This window comes from Bacillus sp. H1a (assembly GCF_000633475.1).
Classification (GTDB): domain Bacteria; phylum Bacillota; class Bacilli; order Bacillales; family Bacillaceae_G; genus Bacillus_A; species Bacillus_A paramycoides.
In genome coordinates, this window is sequence record NZ_AYMH01000027.1 from 108,703 (window position 1) to 127,765 (window position 19,063).

The 19,063-nt window shown below is 36.8% G+C and carries 18 protein-coding genes, 1 pseudogene and 1 other annotated feature; of the genes and pseudogenes, 11 read left to right on the plus strand and 8 right to left on the minus strand.

Annotated elements, in window-relative coordinates:
* Positions 1-12 precede the first annotated feature (12 nt).
* The 6 genes from U860_RS0113340 (at position 13) to leuS (ending at position 8,680) form a co-directional block, all read left to right on the plus strand.
* A complete protein-coding gene (locus U860_RS0113340) occupies positions 13-1,872 on the plus strand; it encodes an ABC transporter permease (protein ID WP_025148911.1) in 1,860 nt (619 codons plus the stop codon).
* Between the two features lie 348 nt (positions 1,873-2,220).
* Positions 2,221-2,787, plus strand: a complete 567-nt coding sequence (locus tag U860_RS0113345) for a tyrosine-type recombinase/integrase (RefSeq protein WP_025148912.1) — start codon at positions 2,221-2,223, stop codon at positions 2,785-2,787.
* Positions 2,788-2,828: 41 nt separating this feature from the next.
* Entirely contained in the window at positions 2,829-3,326 is a 498-nt protein-coding gene (locus U860_RS0113350) for a cation:proton antiporter regulatory subunit (protein WP_001026047.1), read from the plus strand.
* A 3-nt stretch (positions 3,327-3,329) separates the two neighbouring features.
* Positions 3,330-4,553 carry a cation:proton antiporter gene (locus U860_RS0113355; RefSeq protein WP_025148913.1) on the plus strand — a complete coding sequence of 408 codons (1,224 nt, stop codon included), beginning with the start codon at positions 3,330-3,332 and terminating at the stop codon, positions 4,551-4,553.
* Positions 4,554-4,741: 188 nt separating this feature from the next.
* Positions 4,742-5,935 carry an MFS transporter gene (locus tag U860_RS0113360; RefSeq protein ID WP_025148914.1) on the plus strand — a complete coding sequence of 398 codons (1,194 nt, stop codon included), beginning with the start codon at positions 4,742-4,744 and terminating at the stop codon, positions 5,933-5,935.
* Positions 5,936-5,986: 51 nt separating this feature from the next.
* Positions 5,987-6,206: a binding site (T-box leader), on the plus strand.
* A gap of 65 nt (positions 6,207-6,271) precedes the next feature.
* A complete protein-coding gene (gene leuS / locus U860_RS0113365; protein WP_025148915.1) occupies positions 6,272-8,680 on the plus strand; it encodes a leucine--tRNA ligase in 2,409 nt (802 codons plus the stop codon).
* A 27-nt stretch (positions 8,681-8,707) separates the two neighbouring features.
* Here the strand turns inward: leuS and U860_RS0113370 are convergent, their stop codons facing one another.
* The gene (locus U860_RS0113370; protein WP_025148916.1) at positions 8,708-9,136 is read right to left on the minus strand and encodes a GNAT family N-acetyltransferase; all 429 of its coding nucleotides are present in this window, start codon (positions 9,134-9,136) and stop codon (positions 8,708-8,710) included.
* A gap of 167 nt (positions 9,137-9,303) precedes the next feature.
* On the opposite strand from U860_RS0113370, the gene U860_RS0113375 reads away from it, so the two are divergent.
* The gene (locus tag U860_RS0113375; RefSeq protein ID WP_025148917.1) at positions 9,304-10,299 is read left to right on the plus strand and encodes a hypothetical protein; all 996 of its coding nucleotides are present in this window, start codon (positions 9,304-9,306) and stop codon (positions 10,297-10,299) included.
* Positions 10,300-10,358: 59 nt separating this feature from the next.
* Here the strand turns inward: U860_RS0113375 and U860_RS0113380 are convergent, their stop codons facing one another.
* The 5 genes from U860_RS0113380 to U860_RS33290 all read right to left on the minus strand — a co-directional run bounded on the left by U860_RS0113380 (position 10,359) and on the right by U860_RS33290 (position 15,474).
* Positions 10,359-10,781, minus strand: coding sequence for a haloacid dehalogenase (locus tag U860_RS0113380; RefSeq protein ID WP_025148918.1), 423 nt, complete (start codon positions 10,779-10,781; stop codon positions 10,359-10,361).
* A 98-nt stretch (positions 10,782-10,879) separates the two neighbouring features.
* Positions 10,880-11,065 (minus strand): hypothetical protein, encoded by a 186-nt coding sequence (locus U860_RS0113385; RefSeq protein ID WP_025148919.1) that lies wholly within the window; start codon positions 11,063-11,065, stop codon positions 10,880-10,882.
* A gap of 91 nt (positions 11,066-11,156) precedes the next feature.
* Positions 11,157-12,242, minus strand: coding sequence for a Ger(x)C family spore germination protein (locus U860_RS0113390; RefSeq protein ID WP_025148920.1), 1,086 nt, complete (start codon positions 12,240-12,242; stop codon positions 11,157-11,159).
* Entirely contained in the window at positions 12,212-13,312 is a 1,101-nt protein-coding gene (locus U860_RS0113395) for a spore germination protein (protein WP_025148921.1), read from the minus strand. Before U860_RS0113395 ends, U860_RS0113390 begins: the two co-directional genes overlap by 31 nt.
* A gap of 17 nt (positions 13,313-13,329) precedes the next feature.
* A complete protein-coding gene (locus U860_RS33290) occupies positions 13,330-15,474 on the minus strand; it encodes a spore germination protein (protein WP_081806721.1) in 2,145 nt (714 codons plus the stop codon).
* Positions 15,475-15,626: 152 nt separating this feature from the next.
* Here U860_RS33290 and U860_RS0113405 point away from each other — a divergent pair, with 152 nt between their 5' ends.
* Positions 15,627-16,751, plus strand: a complete 1,125-nt coding sequence (locus tag U860_RS0113405) for a homoserine O-acetyltransferase (RefSeq protein WP_025148923.1) — start codon at positions 15,627-15,629, stop codon at positions 16,749-16,751.
* Between the two features lie 49 nt (positions 16,752-16,800).
* Here U860_RS0113405 and U860_RS0113410 read toward each other — a convergent pair whose 3' ends face one another.
* Positions 16,801-16,983, minus strand: a complete 183-nt coding sequence (locus U860_RS0113410) for a hypothetical protein (protein ID WP_025148924.1) — start codon at positions 16,981-16,983, stop codon at positions 16,801-16,803.
* 174 nt (positions 16,984-17,157) lie between these two features.
* Between U860_RS0113410 and U860_RS0113415 the strand changes: the two genes are divergently transcribed.
* The 3 genes from U860_RS0113415 to U860_RS0113425 all read left to right on the plus strand — a co-directional run bounded on the left by U860_RS0113415 (position 17,158) and on the right by U860_RS0113425 (position 18,113).
* On the plus strand, positions 17,158-17,463 hold the full coding sequence (locus tag U860_RS0113415) for a rhodanese-like domain-containing protein (RefSeq protein WP_000141214.1): 306 nt from the start codon (positions 17,158-17,160) through the stop codon (positions 17,461-17,463).
* Positions 17,464-17,544: 81 nt separating this feature from the next.
* Positions 17,545-17,766, plus strand: a complete 222-nt coding sequence (locus tag U860_RS0113420; protein ID WP_025148925.1) for a spore germination protein — start codon at positions 17,545-17,547, stop codon at positions 17,764-17,766.
* 23 nt (positions 17,767-17,789) lie between these two features.
* Positions 17,790-18,113, plus strand: a complete 324-nt coding sequence (locus tag U860_RS0113425; protein WP_025148926.1) for a hypothetical protein — start codon at positions 17,790-17,792, stop codon at positions 18,111-18,113.
* 460 nt (positions 18,114-18,573) lie between these two features.
* Here the strand turns inward: U860_RS0113425 and U860_RS31500 are convergent.
* Positions 18,574-19,063: pseudogene (locus U860_RS31500) on the minus strand (RNA-guided endonuclease TnpB family protein); the annotation flags it as partial.

A 19,063-nucleotide genomic window follows, 5' to 3' on the forward strand; every position in this document is an offset into this window, starting at 1 on the left:
GGAGGTTCAGGCATGTTATTTAAACTTTCCATGTCAGGGCTAAAAAGTAAGCTGAAGGATTATATCGTCTTACTTGTTGGTCTTGTCATGTCCATTTCAATTTTTTATATGTTCCAAACATTAGCGTTAAACGAAGCTTTCCTTAAGGAAAATTCTACTATTGGCCAAATTGGATTTGTATTCCAAGCAGGTTCATTTTTACTAGCTATTATAACGTTCTTCTATATTTTGTATGCGAACTCTTTCTTACTGTCTCTCCGTCAAAAAGAGTTTGGTATGTATATGATGTTAGGAGCAAAAAAGCATAAAGTTACATTACTTATGTTTATTGAAACAATCGTATTAGGTGCTGCGTCTCTTGCGATTGGTATTATAGTTGGTGTAGGACTTGCAGAAGGTATCGGACAGTTATTAATGAAACAATTAGAATTTGCTGGTAAAGGCTATAAAGCATTTTATTTACCATCAATGACTGTTACTTGCATCTTCTTCTTTGCACTATTTGTATTATCGGCAATTATGAACAGTATTAAATTATCACGTATTTCTGTACTGCAACTTGTACATGCAGACGCACAAACAGAACGTGTCGCGGTAAAAGGAAAAATGACAGGTGTAGTTGCATTCCTTGCGGTTATTTTATTAGGAATTGGCTATGCATCTATGATTTATATGGAAAAACTAAGAGAGATGGGCATTCTTATTGCATTAATTACAACAACAGCTGGTACTTACATGCTATTTGGATCACTTCTCCCAGTTATTATTAAAAAATTAAAGAGTAATAAAAAACGTAGTGAAAAAGGACTTAACGCTTTTACATTTGCACAATTAAATTTCCGTATTAATAGCTTAACAAAGGTACTTGCAACAGTAGCGATGTTAGTTGCTCTTGGAGCCGGTGCAATTTCAGGTGGTATGGCGTTTAAAAATAACGTTATAAAAATGGTTGATGGTTTAGTAATATACGATTCAGTTGTTCATAACCCTACAGCTGAAGAAAAGAAAATTCTAGACGGTATTCCATTTAAAGAGAAAAGTGAATATCGTTACAAAGTTGATGATAAATACGTTTATTATGTAAAAGAAGATTTAGAGAAAAATCGACCTTTAGTAAAAGATATGGAAAATATGAAGTCGATGAAGGATTTAGTGAATACGAAAAAAGTTTCAGAGGAACTACCAGTAGGTGCAGTTTCTAGAGAAATGAATGAAAAAGATGCGAATGCTAAAGAACTTCCAAAAGAATGGGTTGATGCTTTTAGTACAATCCATCCATATTATATATATGAAGATCATGCAATTAAAATTGTAGATCAAAAAATGTACGATGGGATAAATGGTAAAGAAAGTATAGCATTTATCGGAAAAACAGATGATTTTGTAGCATATACAAAAGAATGGAAAAAACTTGACGAGTTGCAGCTAGTTAAATATAAAAATGTAAAAGCTGAGCAAATGAGCAGTAAATATCAGGCGTACGATATGTTCTATGGCGTTGCGAGTGGAACAGTGTTTATGGGCTTCTTCCTTGGAATTGCTTTCTTAGCGATGATGGCAAGTTGCTTAATGTTTAAAATTCTTTCTGGTGCGTCAAAAGATATTACACGTTATCAAATGCTTCGTAAAATCGGGGTGCGCCGTGAATTATTAACGAAATCCATTTATAAAGAGTTATTCTTAGTATTCTTATTCCCGGCGATTATAGGTATCGCCCACGTATTAGTTGGTATGAATATTTTCGGATTTATTTTAATCGATCCGTATTTCCGTATTTGGTTACCGATCGTAATTTTCGTAGTCATTTACACGATTTATTACTTCATTACAGTTCAATTGTATAAAGGAATTGTTCTTCCGAAAGAAAAATAATAAAAAACCGAGCGAAGCTGCTCGGTTTTTATTATTTTCAGAAAAAATACTTTAATGTTACTAAAATATATAATATAATGTAAATAAGTAACATGATATAAGAGTATCATCAGCTGGGAAATGAAAGGAGGAATTTGATCTGTAGAAAGAAGCTGAACTTTTATCCCCCCATTTTTTTCTAACCACACCGTATTTGTACAATCGTAAATTTCCAAATGAAAAATTGTCGAGACCTCAGCAGTATATTGTAAAAATAATGGATAATACATGGAAATCTCATAGCATGATAAGGTAAAATGGACAACATAATGAGAAAATTACCGTTCATAAGATGAGGAGAATACATGTATGGAAGTTGTAGAGGCATTAAAAGATGTAAATCAAATTGAGGCTATGAAAAAGTATTTAAAAGAGCACTCACAGCGAGATTATCTTTTATTTGTTATTGGGATTAACACAGGATTAAAAATTACAGAACTACTTAGCATGAAATTTGAAGATGTATTAAATGAAGATGGGACTGTTAAAGATTTTTATTCTCTTCCTGTGAAAGATGAAAAATTTAAACAAGATATTTATTTAAATACAAAAGTAAAAGAAGCACTTTTAGAGTACGTACAATCTTTTGATGCTCATAGGGAGAACTACGTATTTCAATCTAATAAAACGACAAATTCAATTACGCGCCAACAAGCGTATCGTGTGATTCATCGTGCTGCGGAAGCGGTTGGGATTGTTGGAAAGATTGGAACGAACTCAATGAGAAAAACATTTGGGTTTCACGCGTACAAAAGAGGAATAGCGATTGCGTTGTTGCAAAAACATTTCCATCACGCGACTCCATCAGAGACGCTCAAGTATTTAGGCATCTCAAAGGATGAAAAGTTTAAAACGGAGATTGATGTAGATTTGTAAAAGGGAAGAGCCGTAACTAAAAAACTTTAGGAGGCGGGAATATGAATATTAGAGAGAGTGAACTACCGGGCATCGGATGTAAATTTGAAGTAATCACAAAAGGCAATGAAAAAATGGTTATTGTTATTCACGATGATGGAAGAAGGGAAATGTATCATTTTGATGCTGATCATGATGAGAGTATTTCAAGCATTTCTCTTCGCGATTCTGAAGCGAGACAAATTGCGGCTATATTAGGTGGAATGGTATATAGACCACAAGCTTTAGACACGATTGAGATGGCTTTTGAAGGATTATCAATTGAGTGGTTTAAGGTGGAAAATAACGCACCAGTAGTACAAAAAACAATTGGTAGTTTACATGTCCGAAAAACATATAACGTAACGATCATTGCTATTTTGAAAAAGAATATGAAGAAGTTCTTTAATCCAGGCCCAGATTCTATCATTGAAGCTGGCGATATGCTCGTATTATCGGGCGAAAGACATGAAGTGAAAAGAATTATTAATGAGTTGCTTTCAGCAGGAGGTGATTCATAATCGATGGATACTTTAATCTTTGAAGTTGGAACTGCGCTAGTATTAGTCGCTTTTGCAGCTATCCTCGCTGCAAAGTTAAAGTTTTCGATTATTCCGTTTCTCATTATACTCGGTATGCTAGTGGGGCCACACGCCCCGGATTTGGGGCTTATCGATTTAAGGTTTATTGAGAGCGGAGAAGTTATTTCCTTCCTCGGCCGTGTTGGCGTCATATTCCTTCTATTCTACTTAGGCTTAGAATTCTCAATTAAAAAATTAATTAAATCAGGAAAGTCGATTGCTTTTGGGGGAACCGTTCATATATCGCTTAATTTCATATTAGGTTTGATTTATGGATATATAATGGGCTTCCCCTTATTAGAAACATTAATTATTGCTGGAATTATTACCATTTCATCAAGTGCAATTGTGGCAAAAGTGATCGTTGATTTAAGAAGGGCTGGTAATAGAGAGACAGAACTAATTTTAGGAATCATTATGTTTGATGATATCTTTTTAGCAGTATATTTATCAGTCGTTTCTGGATTAGTACTCGGAGGTGCAACGTCATTTGTAGGTACCCTTACATCTGTTTTGATCGCAATAGGATATATGTTACTATTCTTTGTAATCGCTAGAAAAGCTACGCCGTTCCTAAATAAAATATTAGATATTTCGTCTAACGAAATTTTTATTATCGTAATATTCGCTATTTTATTCTTTGTAGCAGGATTTTCAGAAACAATTCATGTTGCGGAAGCGATTGGAGCTTTATTATTAGGACTCGTTTTTTCTGAAACAGAGCATAGTGATCGAATTGAGCAGCTCGTCGTCCCGTTTCGTGATTTCTTTGGGGCTATATTCTTTTTCAGCTTCGGTTTAAGTATAGATCCATTTTCGCTTGGAGGAGCAGTGTGGTTGGCATTAGGAGCAGTTTTCATTACTCTTATCGGTAATTTTACCGCAGGAATGATTGCAGGACGTAAAGCCGGGTTATCACATAAGGCTTCTACGAATATTGGTTTAACACTTGTATCACGCGGGGAATTCTCCATTATTGTCGCGAATATCGGAATCGCTGGTGGCTTAATGGCAACGATTAAACCGTTCTCGGCCTTGTATGTTTTAATATTGGCATCGTTAGGTCCGTTATTAACGAAGGAATCTGGGAGAATATACTCTCTACTAGACAAAATATTTAAATGGAGTGCTAAGGAAAGTGCAAAACGTAAAAAAGAAGTTGGGTAACTCTATAAGGGAACGATTTCATTATTTATAGATTAAAATGTTGTGAAGACGGTTAGAATTTAATCTAATCGTCTTTGTGCTATTATCTGAATTGCATCAACTATTAATCAGTTGCCTTCCTATTTAAAAACGACTACAATTTTACTGTTATATATATGAACGAAAAAAATAGAATAGGAGGGGAAACTATGCCAAGGAAAGTATGGCTATTAGTAGCTGGGATGATTATTAATGTCACGGGTGCTTCTTTTTTATGGCCTTTTAATACAATTTATTTGCATGATCATCTAGGGAAATCTTTATCTGTGGCCGGAATGGTATTAATGATCAACTCGCTTACTGGTGTAATCGGAAACTTGCTCGGCGGTGTTTTATTTGATAAATGGGGCGGTTATAAATCAACTTTAGTAGGGATTGTTATTACACTCGTATCGATTTTAGGTCTTGTGTTCTTCCACGGTTGGCCTTTATATGTTGTGTGGCTAGCGTTAATCGGCTTTGGCTCTGGAATGGTCTTCCCATCGATGTATGCGATGGTTGGTACGGTTTGGCCAGAAGGCGGAAGACGAGCGTTTAATGCGATGTATGTTGGACAAAATGTTGGTATTGCAATTGGAACAGCGTGTGGTGGATTAGTTGCATCGTATCGTTTTGATTATATTTTCTTAGCGAACTTTATTTTATACTTTGTTTTCTTCTTAATTGCTTTTATTGGATTCCGTGGTATGGAAGATAAAAAAGAGCCAGGGGTGCAAAAAGAAATCGAAACGAAAAAAGGCTGGTCACTTACACCAGGCTTCAAAGCACTTCTTATTGTATGTGTAGCATATGCTTTATGCTGGGTTACATACGTACAGTGGCAAGGGGCGATTGCAACACATATGCAGGAATTAAATATTAGCCTTCGTCACTATAGTTTATTATGGACGATAAACGGAGCGATGATTGTTTGTGCGCAGCCACTCGTTAGTATGCTAATTCGCTGGATGAAGCGTTCTTTAAAACAACAAATTATGATTGGAATCGTCATTTTTGCGGCGTCATTCATTGTGTTAAGTCAAGCGCAGCAATTTACGATGTTCCTCGTTGCGATGGTGACATTAACGATTGGTGAATTATTCGTATGGCCGGCAGTTCCGACCATTGCAAATATACTTGCACCGAAAGATAAATTAGGGTTTTATCAAGGTGTTGTAAATAGCGCAGCGACTGTAGGGAAAATGTTCGGACCGGTCGTTGGTGGGGCAATTGTTGATTTATACAATATGGAAGTATTGTTTATAGCGATCATGGTAATGCTTGTAGTAGCGCTTATTGCAACGAGCATTTATGATAAACGAGTAAAAGTGGAAGAAACAGTTGAAGAAAAAATTGCAGTTTAGTTTGACGGAACATGTAACATGTTTTAGAATATATTTAATTAACTCATACTTGTAATAACAGTGAGAAGGAGTAGTAGTAATAGAAGCTGGTTTAGAGAGTTGACGGTCGGTGCAAGTCAATCCACGTTTCGTTATGAACTCGCCTTTGAGTTGCAGTTGTGAAACTAATAGTAGCAATTGCCGTTAATCCACGTTACGGATCTAAGCGAATGTATATTTTTACATTAATTTAGGGTGGTACCGCGGGAATCTATAACCTCTCGTCCCTTTCTAGGGATGAGAGGTTTTTTGTATTTTGGGCGGTGAAAATAAATAGAATTTCAAGGAGGGTATCTCATGAGCTTTAATCATCAAGAAATTGAGAAGAAGTGGCAAGGGTACTGGGAAGAGAATAAAACATTCCGTACGCCAGATGAGACAGAAAAACCAAAATTTTATGCACTAGATATGTTCCCATATCCATCAGGTGCAGGCTTACACGTAGGACATCCAGAAGGTTATACAGCGACAGATATTTTATCTCGTATGAAGCGTATGCAAGGATATAACGTTCTTCATCCAATGGGATGGGATGCATTCGGTCTTCCAGCAGAGCAATATGCACTTGATACTGGAAACAGCCCAGCAGAATTTACAGAGCATAATATTAATACATTCCGTAATCAAATTAAATCATTAGGTTTCTCTTACGATTGGGACCGTGAAGTAAATACAACAGATCCAAACTACTACAAGTGGACACAATGGATCTTCTTAAAACTATTTGAAAAAGGCTTAGCTTACGTTGATGAAGTACCTGTAAACTGGTGCCCAGCACTTGGTACAGTACTTGCAAACGAAGAAATAATTGACGGTAAGAGCGAGCGCGGTGGACATCCAGTTGAGCGTCGTCCGATGAGACAGTGGATGTTAAAAATTACAGCTTACGGAGATCGTCTATTAGAAGATCTAGATGAGCTTGATTGGCCAGAAAGCTTAAAAGATATGCAGCGTAACTGGATCGGTCGTTCTGAAGGTGCAGAAGTACACTTCAACATCGATGGTACAGATGAGAAATTCACAGTTTTCACAACGCGTCCTGATACACTATTTGGCGCAAGCTACTGTGTACTTGCTCCAGAGCATACACTTGTTGCTGACATTACAACAGCAGAGCAAAAAGAAGCTGTAGAAGCTTACATTAATTCTGTAAAAATGAAGAGTGACCTAGAGCGTACAGAACTTGCGAAAGAGAAAACTGGTGTATTCACTGGTGCTTATGCAGTTAACCCAGTAAATGGTGAGAAATTACCAATCTGGATCGCTGACTATGTTCTTGCAACTTACGGAACAGGTGCTGTAATGGCAGTTCCAGCTCATGATGAGCGTGATTATGAATTCGCATCAACGTTCAATCTTCCAATGAAGGAAGTTGTAAAAGGCGGAGACATTTCGAAAGAAGCATATACAGGTGATGGCGCTCACGTAAACTCAGCATTCCTTGACGGGTTAAATAAAGAAGAAGCAATTGTAAAAATGATTGAATGGCTTGAAGTAACAAGCGCAGGAAATCAAAAAGTAACGTACCGTCTACGTGACTGGTTATTTAGTCGTCAACGTTACTGGGGCGAGCCAATTCCAGTAATCCATTGGGAAGATGGTACAATGACAGCTGTGAAAGAAGAAGAATTACCACTAGTTCTTCCGAAAACAGAAAACATCCGTCCATCTGGTACAGGTGAATCACCACTTGCAAACATTGACGAGTGGGTAAATGTTGTTGATCCTGAAACTGGTAAAAAAGGTCGTCGTGAAACAAACACAATGCCACAATGGGCTGGTAGCTGCTGGTACTACCTACGCTACATCGATCCAAACAACAGTGAAGCACTTGTAGATCCTGAAAAAGTAAAACAATGGCTTCCAGTTGATATTTATATTGGCGGAGCGGAGCATGCTGTACTTCACTTACTATATGCTCGTTTCTGGCATAAAGTATTATACGATATCGGCGTGGTTCCAACGAAAGAGCCATTCCAACAATTATTCAACCAAGGTATGATCTTAGGTGAAAACAACGAGAAAATGAGTAAATCAAAAGGTAACGTTGTAAATCCTGATGATATCGTAGCAAGCCATGGTGCAGATACACTTCGTCTATACGAAATGTTCATGGGACCATTAGATGCTTCAATCGCTTGGTCTGAAAATGGTCTTGACGGAGCTCGTCGTTTCCTAGACCGCGTATGGCGCCTATTCGTTCAAGATAACGGTGAATTAAGTGAGAAAATTACTGATGCACCAAACAAAGAGCTTGAAAAAGCTTACCACCAAACAGTGAAAAAAGTAACAGAAGACTATGCAGAGCTTCGCTTCAACACAGCGATTTCTCAAATGATGGTATTCATAAACGATGCATACAAAGCTGAAACACTTCCGAAAGAATATGTAGAAGGTTTCGTGAAAATGATTGCACCAGTTGCACCTCATATCGGGGAAGAACTATGGAGCAAACTTGGATACAATGAAACAATCACATATGCAAGCTGGCCAACATTTGATGAGTCTAAACTTGTAGAAGATGAAGTTGAAATCGTTGTTCAAATTATGGGCAAAGTTCGTGCAAAACTAACAATGAAAAAAGACGCATCAAAAGAAGAAATGGAACAACTTGCACTTGAAGCAATTAAAGAACAAATCGAAGGAAAAACAGTTCGTAAAGTAATTGTAGTTCCTGGAAAACTTGTTAACGTTGTTGCAAACTAATTAATTTTAAATAAAAGCTCAGAGCGTTTATGCCCTGAGCTTTTTTGTGTAGAAAATAAATTCTGGATCACCTTCATCTAAGTTTTCGATTATTCCACTACGTATAAATCCGTTCGCTTGAAAAACTTTTTGCATATTTTCATTAGATTTGTTCGTTGAAGAAAATATTTTTTGAGTAGGAGAATGGCTTAACATATATGAGATTAATGAGCTTGCATGACCTTTTCTTCTTTTAGTTGGCGAAACAATTATTAATGAGAGGAAAGTATAACCAAAAAAATTTGTATCGTATGTTAGAAAACCAGAAATAAAATTGCCCTCTTTTACAATTATGCATTGTCCTTCATTAATAGCGTGTTTAATATAATTTCTTCTACTATCGTCTCCGATTATTTCGATATCTATATGTACGATTGAGTCTAAATCGTTGATTGAAGCTTTTGTTACGTTCTCCAATGGAAATGCCCCCTTTTTTTATAAGGAAAGAATAATCAGTCAATTAATCCTATCATGAATGAATAGCGAAGAAAAAGGTGCGGAATTCCTAGACAGACAAACACCTATTCTTCTATAGGAAATATGATAAAAAAGGTAGGCTAAATTGAGCAGAAGAGGTGAAAGGAATGAAAGGGATGGACAATAATGCACCACATGGCTTCTTCGGAGGCGAATCGGACAGTTATGCACAAATGATGTTAATGGGTGGAGCAGGGCAACAAGGATACGGTGGAATGCCGAGCTGGATGGGTGGAGCAGCTGGAGGCATGCCAGCATCAATGGGTGGCATGCAAACTGGAATGCCAACATTAACAGGAGGAAATCCAGCATCAATGGGTGGCATGCAAACTGGAATGCCAACATTAACGGGAGGAATGCCGGCATCAATGGGTGGCATGCAAACTGGAATGCCGACATTAACAGGAGGAATGCCGGCATCAGTGGCTGGCATGCAAACTGGAATGCCAACATTAACAGGGGGAATGCCGACATCAGTAGCCGGCGCACAAACTGGAATGCCAGTAGGAGTACCAACTACATTCCCTTCTTTCGTTGGAGGAGTGCAGACAGGATTCCCTGTACCGGGAGTAGGTGTTGTGGCAGGAGGAGTAGGTGGTCATCCACAAGGTGTTCATGGTCAACATCATCACCATGATCACCACGGTCATCATCAACACCATGGTCATCATCAACACCACGGCCATCATCAACAACAAGTACATCACCACGGTCACCATGGCTATCATCAACAACAAGTACATCACCACGGACACCACCAAATGCATCCGCAGGCTGTCCATTATCAAACTCATCAAGCTCATCATCATGGTCACCACGGTCAACATCATCACCATGGTCAACATCACCACCATGGGCAACATCAGCAACAAGTACATCACCAAGGCCATCACCAAGTTCATCCGCAGGCTGTCCATTATCAAACTCACCAAGTTCAACACCACGGCCAACATCAACACCATGGCCATCATCAACACCACGGCCAACAGCAACACCATGGCCATCATCAACACCACGGTCAACAGCAACACCACGGTCAACAGCAACAACAGCCTTGGACCGGTGGAGTTGGAACGGGAGCAGCAGGACGCGCGGATCATTAATGAATTGCGTGAAAAATATATCGGTGAAAAAAGACATAATAAAAAACTGCTAGGATCTCCTAGCAGTTTTTTTCCGCCTCTTGACGCTGGCGTTCGATTTCAGCACGAAGTTGTGGTTCCGGTGCTTGCCATCCTTCTGGTTTTAAAATTTTGCCATCGCCTTCGCGGAATCGAGGCTTTCCATCAGGGAATAGTTTTGCCATGTTGGCATTGTTTACAATTTCAAATCCTTTATCTGGACGTACGCCCATTTCTGCAAACGTTCCGAATGCAAAGTAAATAAGGTCAATAAGTGCATCGTATTGATCTTCGACAGTTGTTGCTTCTAGAAATTCTTCTAACTCTTCTTGCATAAAGCTAGCACGAATTTTTGCACGCTCTTCTGTTAGTTTTGTTGGAGTGTTTGTCACAGGATGTCCGAATACTTCATGCATTTTTGCAACAAGTTCATATCCTTTATCTAAACCTTTTTCGTTTTTCATGTTGTTTCATCCTTTCTTACGTTATGCCGAAGTTTATTGTAACATAAGGTAGTTATTAAATAAAAAGAACATCTTATGAGAAATAAGATGCCCGCTCGTTATTCTTCTTTCTTAATTAAAATGGATAAAACAAGATCGATACTAAATATTCCGATGAGTAGCATCGGTATAATGACAAGTAAATAACGTGTGAAAGAAACATTTTTTAAGTATGTATGAGCAAATAAAAAGACACCGAGAAATAAAATACCATTTAAAATAGGCTTTACTAATTTTTTAGACATAAGCTCCCCCATAAATATCTTCTCTCTCTATCTAAAATAAAAAACTCCTCTTTCCGTTGTATCATGCTGGAGAGAGGAGTTCAATCATTTCTCATTCGATTACACCAGAATTTGTAATATTTACGGTATATTTTAAATTAATTGGGACATCTTTGTACATCCGTCGCCACTCTTCTATTTTGAATGGGCGATAATGCTGTTTATATTTTGCTCCTAGCCCGAGAGGGTCGACGCCTAAAGATTTAAACTGCTTAATTAGTTTGTTACCTTGTGTATCCAATTGTTTTTGGATAGCTTTTTCAATGTGTTTTATGTTCTTGACATTTTCTAAGTTAATTTGCTTCGATAGCTCTTGAATACGGGCATCAAGCTTAACGTGAATGAAAAAAGAAGGTTTCCCGTTTTTTATTTTTATATCGCAAGTTGGAACAGAACGAATATTATTAATCATTACGTACGCAGAATCCGTTTTAAATTCATGTGAATCTAATTTATGTTTCTCTAGCAGCCCTTTAAATATGAACATATCTTTTTTCGCAATTTTACCGATATATTTATCCTTTTTAAAAAGACCAATTCCGTTGATTTTTATTTTATCAGCATGTTTCTTTAAAATCGGGATGTAGTAGTCTTGTCCTTCTCGATAATAACGGAATGCTCCTATATGCAGGTTATCCGTTGGTAAAGGACCGGTTTCCATGTTATGTTCAAGCAATTTTTTTATATAAATTGCAACGTTGTATGAAGTCGTATATTTTCCTTTTAAAAGTTCAGTACCATTTCCCTCTATTAAAGAAACATATAAAGCGTTCCCTATATTCACATCTCGAAGTAATGTATCAAATGAAGTGGACATTCCTTTCTTCGCAAGTCTTATAGTATATAGAGCAACACGCATTTGTCCGCTAGCAAATGGTTGAGAAGACTCTAAAGATGTGTCTGCTTTTACTTGTTTTACCGCATTTGCACTGCCTTCAAAAACTTGAACCTTATTTCCTTTTTTCTGAATAGGACAAACGAATGTCACTTTTACTTTATTATCTTTTGCTACATCGAAAACACTTCCTTGAATAAGCTGTACATCATCGACAATATTTTTTTGTAAACATCCAGTTAGACTGAAGAGTGTTATGCAAGAAATAAGTATTAATTTGCTTTTGTTTTTGATTTTTTCCATTTTCTTTTCACCCACACAATGATAAATAAAATAGGGATATATACATAGATGAGCCAAAAACTAACTTTGGATACATTACTAATAAAATTATTAATATTGTGTCTGTTTGTTAAAAGTTGCGAAACGATGAGGGTGATAAGGATAAAAGCGATTAGAATCCCTCTTTGTTTTACGCGAAATATTTCGTGAGTTGATCTTGTTGCCGCCCATAAAGGAAGGATAAAGCTGGTAATAATAACGAGTGCATAACCTGAAATTGCAATATATTCTAGCCTTTCTATGAATGGTAATTGAATTACTTGGGTCATAGAAAGTTGAGACCATATTGTTTTTAATAATTGTTTTTCACTAAAAAATGCAAAGGCTAAAAGTGTACTAAATAAATATAGAAGATTTGAAAATAGTGCCCCGTATTGAGCGAATTTATGCGATTGCTTAGGATTTTTTACAAATGGATAAATCATAAGATAAATCTCAAACCCTGTCATACTGTAGATTGCCAGCTTGGCGGATTTTAAAATATCTGAAAAAGAGTGTGTGAAAATCGGTAGTAAATTATCCCAATGTGAGTATTTCAAAACGAATAGGCAAAGAAATAAATATCCGAATGTACCGCCAACTGAGATAACACAAATGCCAGTAATTACACGAAAACCAGAAGAAATAATGTAATAGCTAACTAAGCATAAAAAAAGTGTTAGCATCCAAGTGGAAGCGGTAGGGAACATCCATACTTGAATAATTTCAACATATGTTCGGATGACGGAAATACTGACGGTTAAAAAATAAGCTGCAAAGATGATATTAATGCCGTTTCCTAGCCATTTTCCAAATGTTTGCCTTTGTAAATCAATTAAATTCCCGTTTGTTTCTTTTAATAAGTAATACATCATCCATATAAGAATATGGATACAGATTCCTGTGATTACAACTCCCATCCAGCCGTCGTACCCAGCGGCTTTTGCAATAATGCGAGCGAATCCAAGAACGCCAGCACCGAACTGTGCACTGTGAATTAAGAAGAAAACAAAGACAGGAGATATTTGATATTTTTCTTGAACTTTACTCATCAAATGCACCTCATTCCTTAATCATCAAAGTCCGATCGATGTCTTGTTGAAATCCCTTTTGCTGATTTTTTTACATGTTGTGGCCTTGCTTGTACATCTCGTGTATCAATCATTGTTAATGGAAAGCGAATCCAAGAATCTTTAAAGGATTGTTGTCTCGTTGGATAAAAGAGAGCGTACGGCTTACGTAAAGAAGTAAGTCTAAACAAATGGGTAAATAAAAAGATAAATCCGAGAGATATACCGAAGAGTCCTCCTATTTCTGCGAATGCGAGAAATGGAAAACGTAGTAATCGAACGGCATTACCCATTTTATAAATAGGTGTAATAAAGGATGCAAGTGCGGATAATGCAACGATAATTAATAAAATATTACTCGTTAAACCAGCTTGTACAGATGCTTGTCCGATTACGATACCACCTACAATACCGAGTGTTTGACCGACCTTCATCGGTAACCTCGCACCAGCTTCTCTTAATAAATCAATCGCGAGTTCTAAAAAGAGTGCTTCAATTAAAGGTGGAAACGGTACTTGTGCCCTTGATAAAATCAAAGTTTCAAGCAAATCACTTGGAATGAGTTCATAATGATAATTTAAAACTGCAACGTATAACGGTGTAGCACAGATCGAAAATAGAACGGCGATAAGGCGTAAAATTCTTGAAAATGTCGCGTATAGCCAAGATACGTTATAGTCTTCAGGTGAAATGAAAAAATCGAAATATGATACAGGTGTTAATAGGACACTTGGAGAACCATCAACGAAAATAGCGATTTTTCCATCAATAAGTGCTTTTGTGACTCTATCAGTGCGTTCTGTATTGATATAGAGAGGGAAAATCGACTTTTCACCCATTAATTCTTGTATATAAGCACTATCGTTAATTTGGTCATATTTAAGAGCGCGTAAGGATTCCTCGAGAAAATCCACATTTTCTTTTTCAGCGAGGTTGTCTAAATACATCATGACAACTTTTGTTTTTGAAAACTCGCCGACAATCATTTCTTTTGTTTGTAAATCTAAAACAGGAAGACGCTTTCGAACTAAATTAATATTTGTATCAATATCCTCTACGAAACCTTCTTGAGGGCCGATAACAGTTGATTCGTTTAAAGGAGGAGTTGGCGCACGATAATTATCAATTGCAATGTTTGCAAGCATACATTTTTGATCTTGCTGGTTCAATTGAATAATTGCATGTCCCTTTAAAACCATATCCTCAATTTTTTGTAAGTCGTTCGTAATTGTAATACCACTCATCGGAATATGTTCTTTTAATTCTTCTAATGAAGTACAAGGGCGTTCTAACAGAGTAGGCATTAAATATTTTTGTAATTTCTCTCCATCAAGTGAAGGTCGATAGTAAGAAATATAATAAGGCATCGTTTCATCGTCAGATGTATGATAATTAATAAAATCACTAGACTTTTTAAGCTTCTCTATTAAATCTTGTAGAGAATGAATATGGTCTTGTTTTGGTTTACTAAAGTCGTAAATACTGTTGTTTCCAGCAGCTTGTTGCTTGTTCTGAGAAGAGTCGCCATGTTTAGCACCTTGCTGTTTGTTCTGAGAAGAGTCGCCATGTTTAGCATCTTGCTGTTTATTTTGAGAAGACTCGTTTTGCTTAGTATCCTGCTGCTTATTTTGAGAAGGATCGTTTTGTTTAGTATCTTGTTGTTTGTTCTGAGAAGAGTCGCCTTGTTTGGCATCTTGCTGTTTATTTTGAGAAGGATCGTCTTGTTTAGTATCCTGCTGCTTATTTTGAGAAGACCCGTTTTGTTTAGTATCCTGCTGTTTATTTTGAGAAGACTCGTTTTGTTTAGTATCCTGCTGTTTATTTTGAGAAGACTCGTTTTGTTTAGTATCCTGCTGTTTGTTCTGAGAAGAGTCGCCTTGTTTAGCATCTTGTTGTTTATTCTGAGAAGAATGGCCTTGTTTAGAACCTTGTTGTTTGCTTTGAGAAGAATCCTGTTGCTTGGAAGGCTCCTCAATTTGTTCCGTATTTTTTTGCTGGCTATTCTTATCTTTGCTATGTTTCATGCTTCTAGTCTGTTTTGTGTTATTGTTCTCTTGATCGTTAGGTTGTTGTTTCGAGTCATCTGTCTCTTTTGTATCTGCTGTATTTGAGTTTTTTTTCTTACGTAACCAATTCCAAATCATATGTATGCCCTCTTTGATTTTGTAATATAGTGCTATTTTGTGGCTAATTTTGTATCTTATTCATTTATTTATGAAAAGCAGGAGGAGATTGGTTTGCGTAGAAAAAACCTTTAGTAAAGAAGTTCAGAATATGACAGGAAGAAGGTGAGTCTGTGCAAATTGTAAAAAAGGAAAAGTTTGCTTTGAAAGAATTTACATTTGAAAATGGTAGGGAAATTCCTGTTCAAATGGGATATGAGACTTACGGTACTTTAAATAGAGAAAGGTCAAATGCGATTTTGGTTTGCCATTATTTTAGTGCAACAAGTCACGCAGCGGGAAAATATACAGAGCATGATGAAGAGTCTGGTTGGTGGGATGGATTAATTGGACCTGAGAAAGCAATTGATACAAATAAATATTTTGTTATATGTACTGATAACCTTTGCAATGTACAGGTGAAGAACCCGTATGTCATTACAACAGGACCAAAATCGATAGATCCGATGACGGGTTTTGAGTATGTGATGGATTTTCCGGTGTTTACGTTTTTAGATGTAGCACGTATGCAATATGAACTAATAAAAGATATGGGTATTACTAGATTGTATGCTGTAATGGGTCCATCTGCAGGAGGAATGATTGCACAGCAATGGGCTGTTCACTATCCTCATATGGTAGAGCGAATGATTGGAGTTATTACGAACCCACAAAATCCAATTATAACGTCGGTAAATGTAGCGCAAAATGCGATTGAAGCAATTCAGTTAGATCCAAATTGGAAAGGCGGAAAGTATGGAGAGGAGCAGCCAATGAAGGGGCTTCATTTAGCGAATAGAATGATGTTTATTAATGCGTTTGATGAACAGTTTTATGAAACGGCATTTCCACGTAATAGTATAGAAATAGCACCTTATCAAAAGTTTTCTGCATTAACATCATTTGAGAAAGAAATAAATAAAGTAACATGCAAAAGTATAGATTTAGTAGATGCGAATTCATGGATGTACACTGCGAAAGCAGTCTTATTACATGATATTGCGCATGGATTTTCTTCTTTAGATGAGGCTCTTTCTAACATAGAAGCGAATGTACTCATGATTCCGTGCAAACAAGATTTACTTCAGCCGCCTCGTTCCAATTATAAAGTGGTAGACGTTTTGCGAAAACAGGGGAAATATGCAGAAGTGTATGAAATTGAAAGTATAAATGGGCATATGGCTGGGGTATTAGATATTCATTTGTTTGAAAAGAAAGTTTATGAGTTTTTGAATCGGAAAGTATCTAGTTTTGTGTAGGAAATACATGATGTGAAAAAGGTGCATTGTTTGTAGTAGGCACCTTTTTTTACATGATTTGTAGACGGAAAAGATATGTAGCGATAGATAAACCGAAGAAAGCTATACTAAGTAATAAAAATAAGAATGCCATTTCTTGAGGGGATTTTATCTTTTTATTATTTTTCATACTAAGAGCAATAACTGCAGAAACTAAGAAAATGATGCCCATAATGAAAAGAAAAAGTGTCATTTTAGTCGACTCCTTTCATCAAACAAGTATATTGAGGATACAATGCGCTAGTTATGTTTGTAAAGAATAAATTTTCCATTCTTTGCGTTCATTCCATTGCATGCTAAAATTGATGAGAACTGTTTATTTAAAGAAGAAACTGAAAGCTTTATTGTATATAAGGAGGAACGACATATGACAGAAGTAAAAACAATTACTACAGAAGAAGTGCAAGAACGTCTAGAAAATGGAGAAACATTATTTTTAGTGGATGTAAGAGAAGATGAAGAAGTAGCAGCAGGGAAAATCCCGGAGGCTGTACATATTAAAATGGGCGATATCCCAAATAAAGTAGATTTCTTTGAGAAAGAGAATGAATATATCTTTATTTGCCGTTCGGGAATGCGTAGTGAAAATGTATGCCATTATTTAAATGAGCAAGGATTTAAAACAGTGAATATGGTTGGCGGTATGCTTCAATACGAAGGTGAAACTAAATAATTAGCTTGTAAAAACTTGGAACGTATCTGTTTCAAGTTTTTTTTATTTTGCATACAGTATACGAAAGGGAGGTTGAGATGAATGAGCATTAACATGCGTAAAGTAAAAATTATAAATAATACAGGGGCTGTTAATGTAGGTGACTGTTATGATTTAGCACCTTTCGCTGTAGCAAAAATATATACAGGTGCTGGTGGTTCTAGCGCGGCGACATTTTTAAATGGAAAACGTATGGGAGCTGTTGTGCCTGTAACATCGGTGTTTCTTCCGCCATTAGCGACGAGTACACGTACGCTAGGTTAGTAAAGGAAAGGTAGAGTGTAATTATGCCTGCGCATATTAAAGAGTTTATTATTGTTAATAATACTGGGAATATATTTACGGGTGATAATTTGAGAGATACTTCGTTTACTGCTTCAAAAACGTATAGTGGTTCAACAGGACCAACTTGTATTGATGTTGTTACGATAATCGGAACTGAGACGAAGCTTTGTTTACAACCGGGAGATAGTGTGACGACAACATATACGAGAGGTACTCCTGCTGGCACTCTAACAGGAACAAATACGGGCCAAAGTGCAAATGCGTCGAGTACTATGCAAGCAGCACCAAATACAGATAATACAGATTCAGTTGCTGGACTCCCCTAAGAGATTAGGGGAGTTTTTATTTGAAAGAAGAGCTTGTACTACATAAAAATAGGAGTAATTGTTTTAAAAGTAGTATTGGAGACGGTTTTGGAAAATGCAATTCAAATGGAGGGTGAATTTTTATCCCGCTATTTGCGGGCAGTAAGACTCCCACCTCAAAATTCGGAGAATGCGAGGAAGTTAGGTGGGAGTCGGGCTGCCCGTAAACGCCCGATTGGTGAGGGCTGATAATCAGTGGGGGATGAACAAAACTCCCACTGATTAAAGTTTCACTTTATATAGAACATATATTTTGTAGCTGCAGTTTGCTTTTGAGGGTGGTGGAAATGATGGAAAACAAAAAATACAAAAGTTGATAAATTCTAATTGTGAACTACCCACCACTTAGTATCTCTTACGAGCTTACTTGAAGTGGGGGCTTCTCGGTTAATCGTTACTTTTGATAGCTAACGAATTCGTCTTAGGACAGCCGAGCTAACTCCCTTGTTCCAAAGGTTATTTTGTTACTATTTATGCCAACGCTAATAAGCGTATAGCTTCCTTTTTGATATTCATAGCTGCGTTATAGTCACGACTTATTTTTAATCCGCAAGTACACTCATACGTGCGTTCAGATAGTGACATATCTTTTCTGCTTCCACAACTACTACACATTTTTGTAGAAGGAAACCACTTATCTATTTTTACAAGTTGTTTTCCTTGTTCTTGTAACTTATATGCTAAAAATGTCGTGAACATCCTCCAACCGTTGTCCGCAATACTTTTACCAAAGCGAAGTGCTCGTGACATTCCTTTCATATGTAAGTCTTCTATTGCTACAACGTCAAAATTCGTAGCCAATTCTTTAGACTTATGATGAAGGAAATTCTTACGTTGATTTGCGACCTTTTCATGCAACTTAGCTACACGAACGCGTTGTTTATTCCAATGCTCTGAACCTTTCACACGTC

What these genes read in the sequence shown, in the direction of transcription:
- U860_RS0113360 (WP_025148914.1), top strand. Translation starts at nt 4,742, where the DNA reads ATGCCAAGGAAAGTATGGCTATTAGTAGCTGGGATGATTATTAATGTC.
- U860_RS0113385 (WP_025148919.1), bottom strand. Translation starts at nt 11,065, where the DNA reads ATGTCTAAAAAATTAGTAAAGCCTATTTTAAATGGTATTTTATTTCTC.
- U860_RS33290 (WP_081806721.1), bottom strand. Translation starts at nt 15,474, where the DNA reads ATGATTTGGAATTGGTTACGTAAGAAAAAAAACTCAAATACAGCAGAT.
- U860_RS0113420 (WP_025148925.1), top strand. Translation starts at nt 17,545, where the DNA reads ATGAGCATTAACATGCGTAAAGTAAAAATTATAAATAATACAGGGGCT.
- U860_RS0113380 (WP_025148918.1), bottom strand. Translation starts at nt 10,781, where the DNA reads ATGAAAAACGAAAAAGGTTTAGATAAAGGATATGAACTTGTTGCAAAA.
- U860_RS0113395 (WP_025148921.1), bottom strand. Translation starts at nt 13,312, where the DNA reads ATGAGTAAAGTTCAAGAAAAATATCAAATATCTCCTGTCTTTGTTTTC.
- U860_RS0113350 (WP_001026047.1), top strand. Translation starts at nt 2,829, where the DNA reads ATGAATATTAGAGAGAGTGAACTACCGGGCATCGGATGTAAATTTGAA.
- U860_RS0113345 (WP_025148912.1), top strand. Translation starts at nt 2,221, where the DNA reads ATGGAAGTTGTAGAGGCATTAAAAGATGTAAATCAAATTGAGGCTATG.
- U860_RS0113415 (WP_000141214.1), top strand. Translation starts at nt 17,158, where the DNA reads ATGACAGAAGTAAAAACAATTACTACAGAAGAAGTGCAAGAACGTCTA.
- U860_RS0113340 (WP_025148911.1), top strand. Translation starts at nt 13, where the DNA reads ATGTTATTTAAACTTTCCATGTCAGGGCTAAAAAGTAAGCTGAAGGAT.
- U860_RS0113425 (WP_025148926.1), top strand. Translation starts at nt 17,790, where the DNA reads ATGCCTGCGCATATTAAAGAGTTTATTATTGTTAATAATACTGGGAAT.
- leuS (WP_025148915.1), top strand. Translation starts at nt 6,272, where the DNA reads ATGAGCTTTAATCATCAAGAAATTGAGAAGAAGTGGCAAGGGTACTGG.
- U860_RS0113375 (WP_025148917.1), top strand. Translation starts at nt 9,304, where the DNA reads ATGAAAGGGATGGACAATAATGCACCACATGGCTTCTTCGGAGGCGAA.
- U860_RS0113355 (WP_025148913.1), top strand. Translation starts at nt 3,330, where the DNA reads ATGGATACTTTAATCTTTGAAGTTGGAACTGCGCTAGTATTAGTCGCT.
- U860_RS0113410 (WP_025148924.1), bottom strand. Translation starts at nt 16,983, where the DNA reads ATGACACTTTTTCTTTTCATTATGGGCATCATTTTCTTAGTTTCTGCA.
- U860_RS0113390 (WP_025148920.1), bottom strand. Translation starts at nt 12,242, where the DNA reads ATGGAAAAAATCAAAAACAAAAGCAAATTAATACTTATTTCTTGCATA.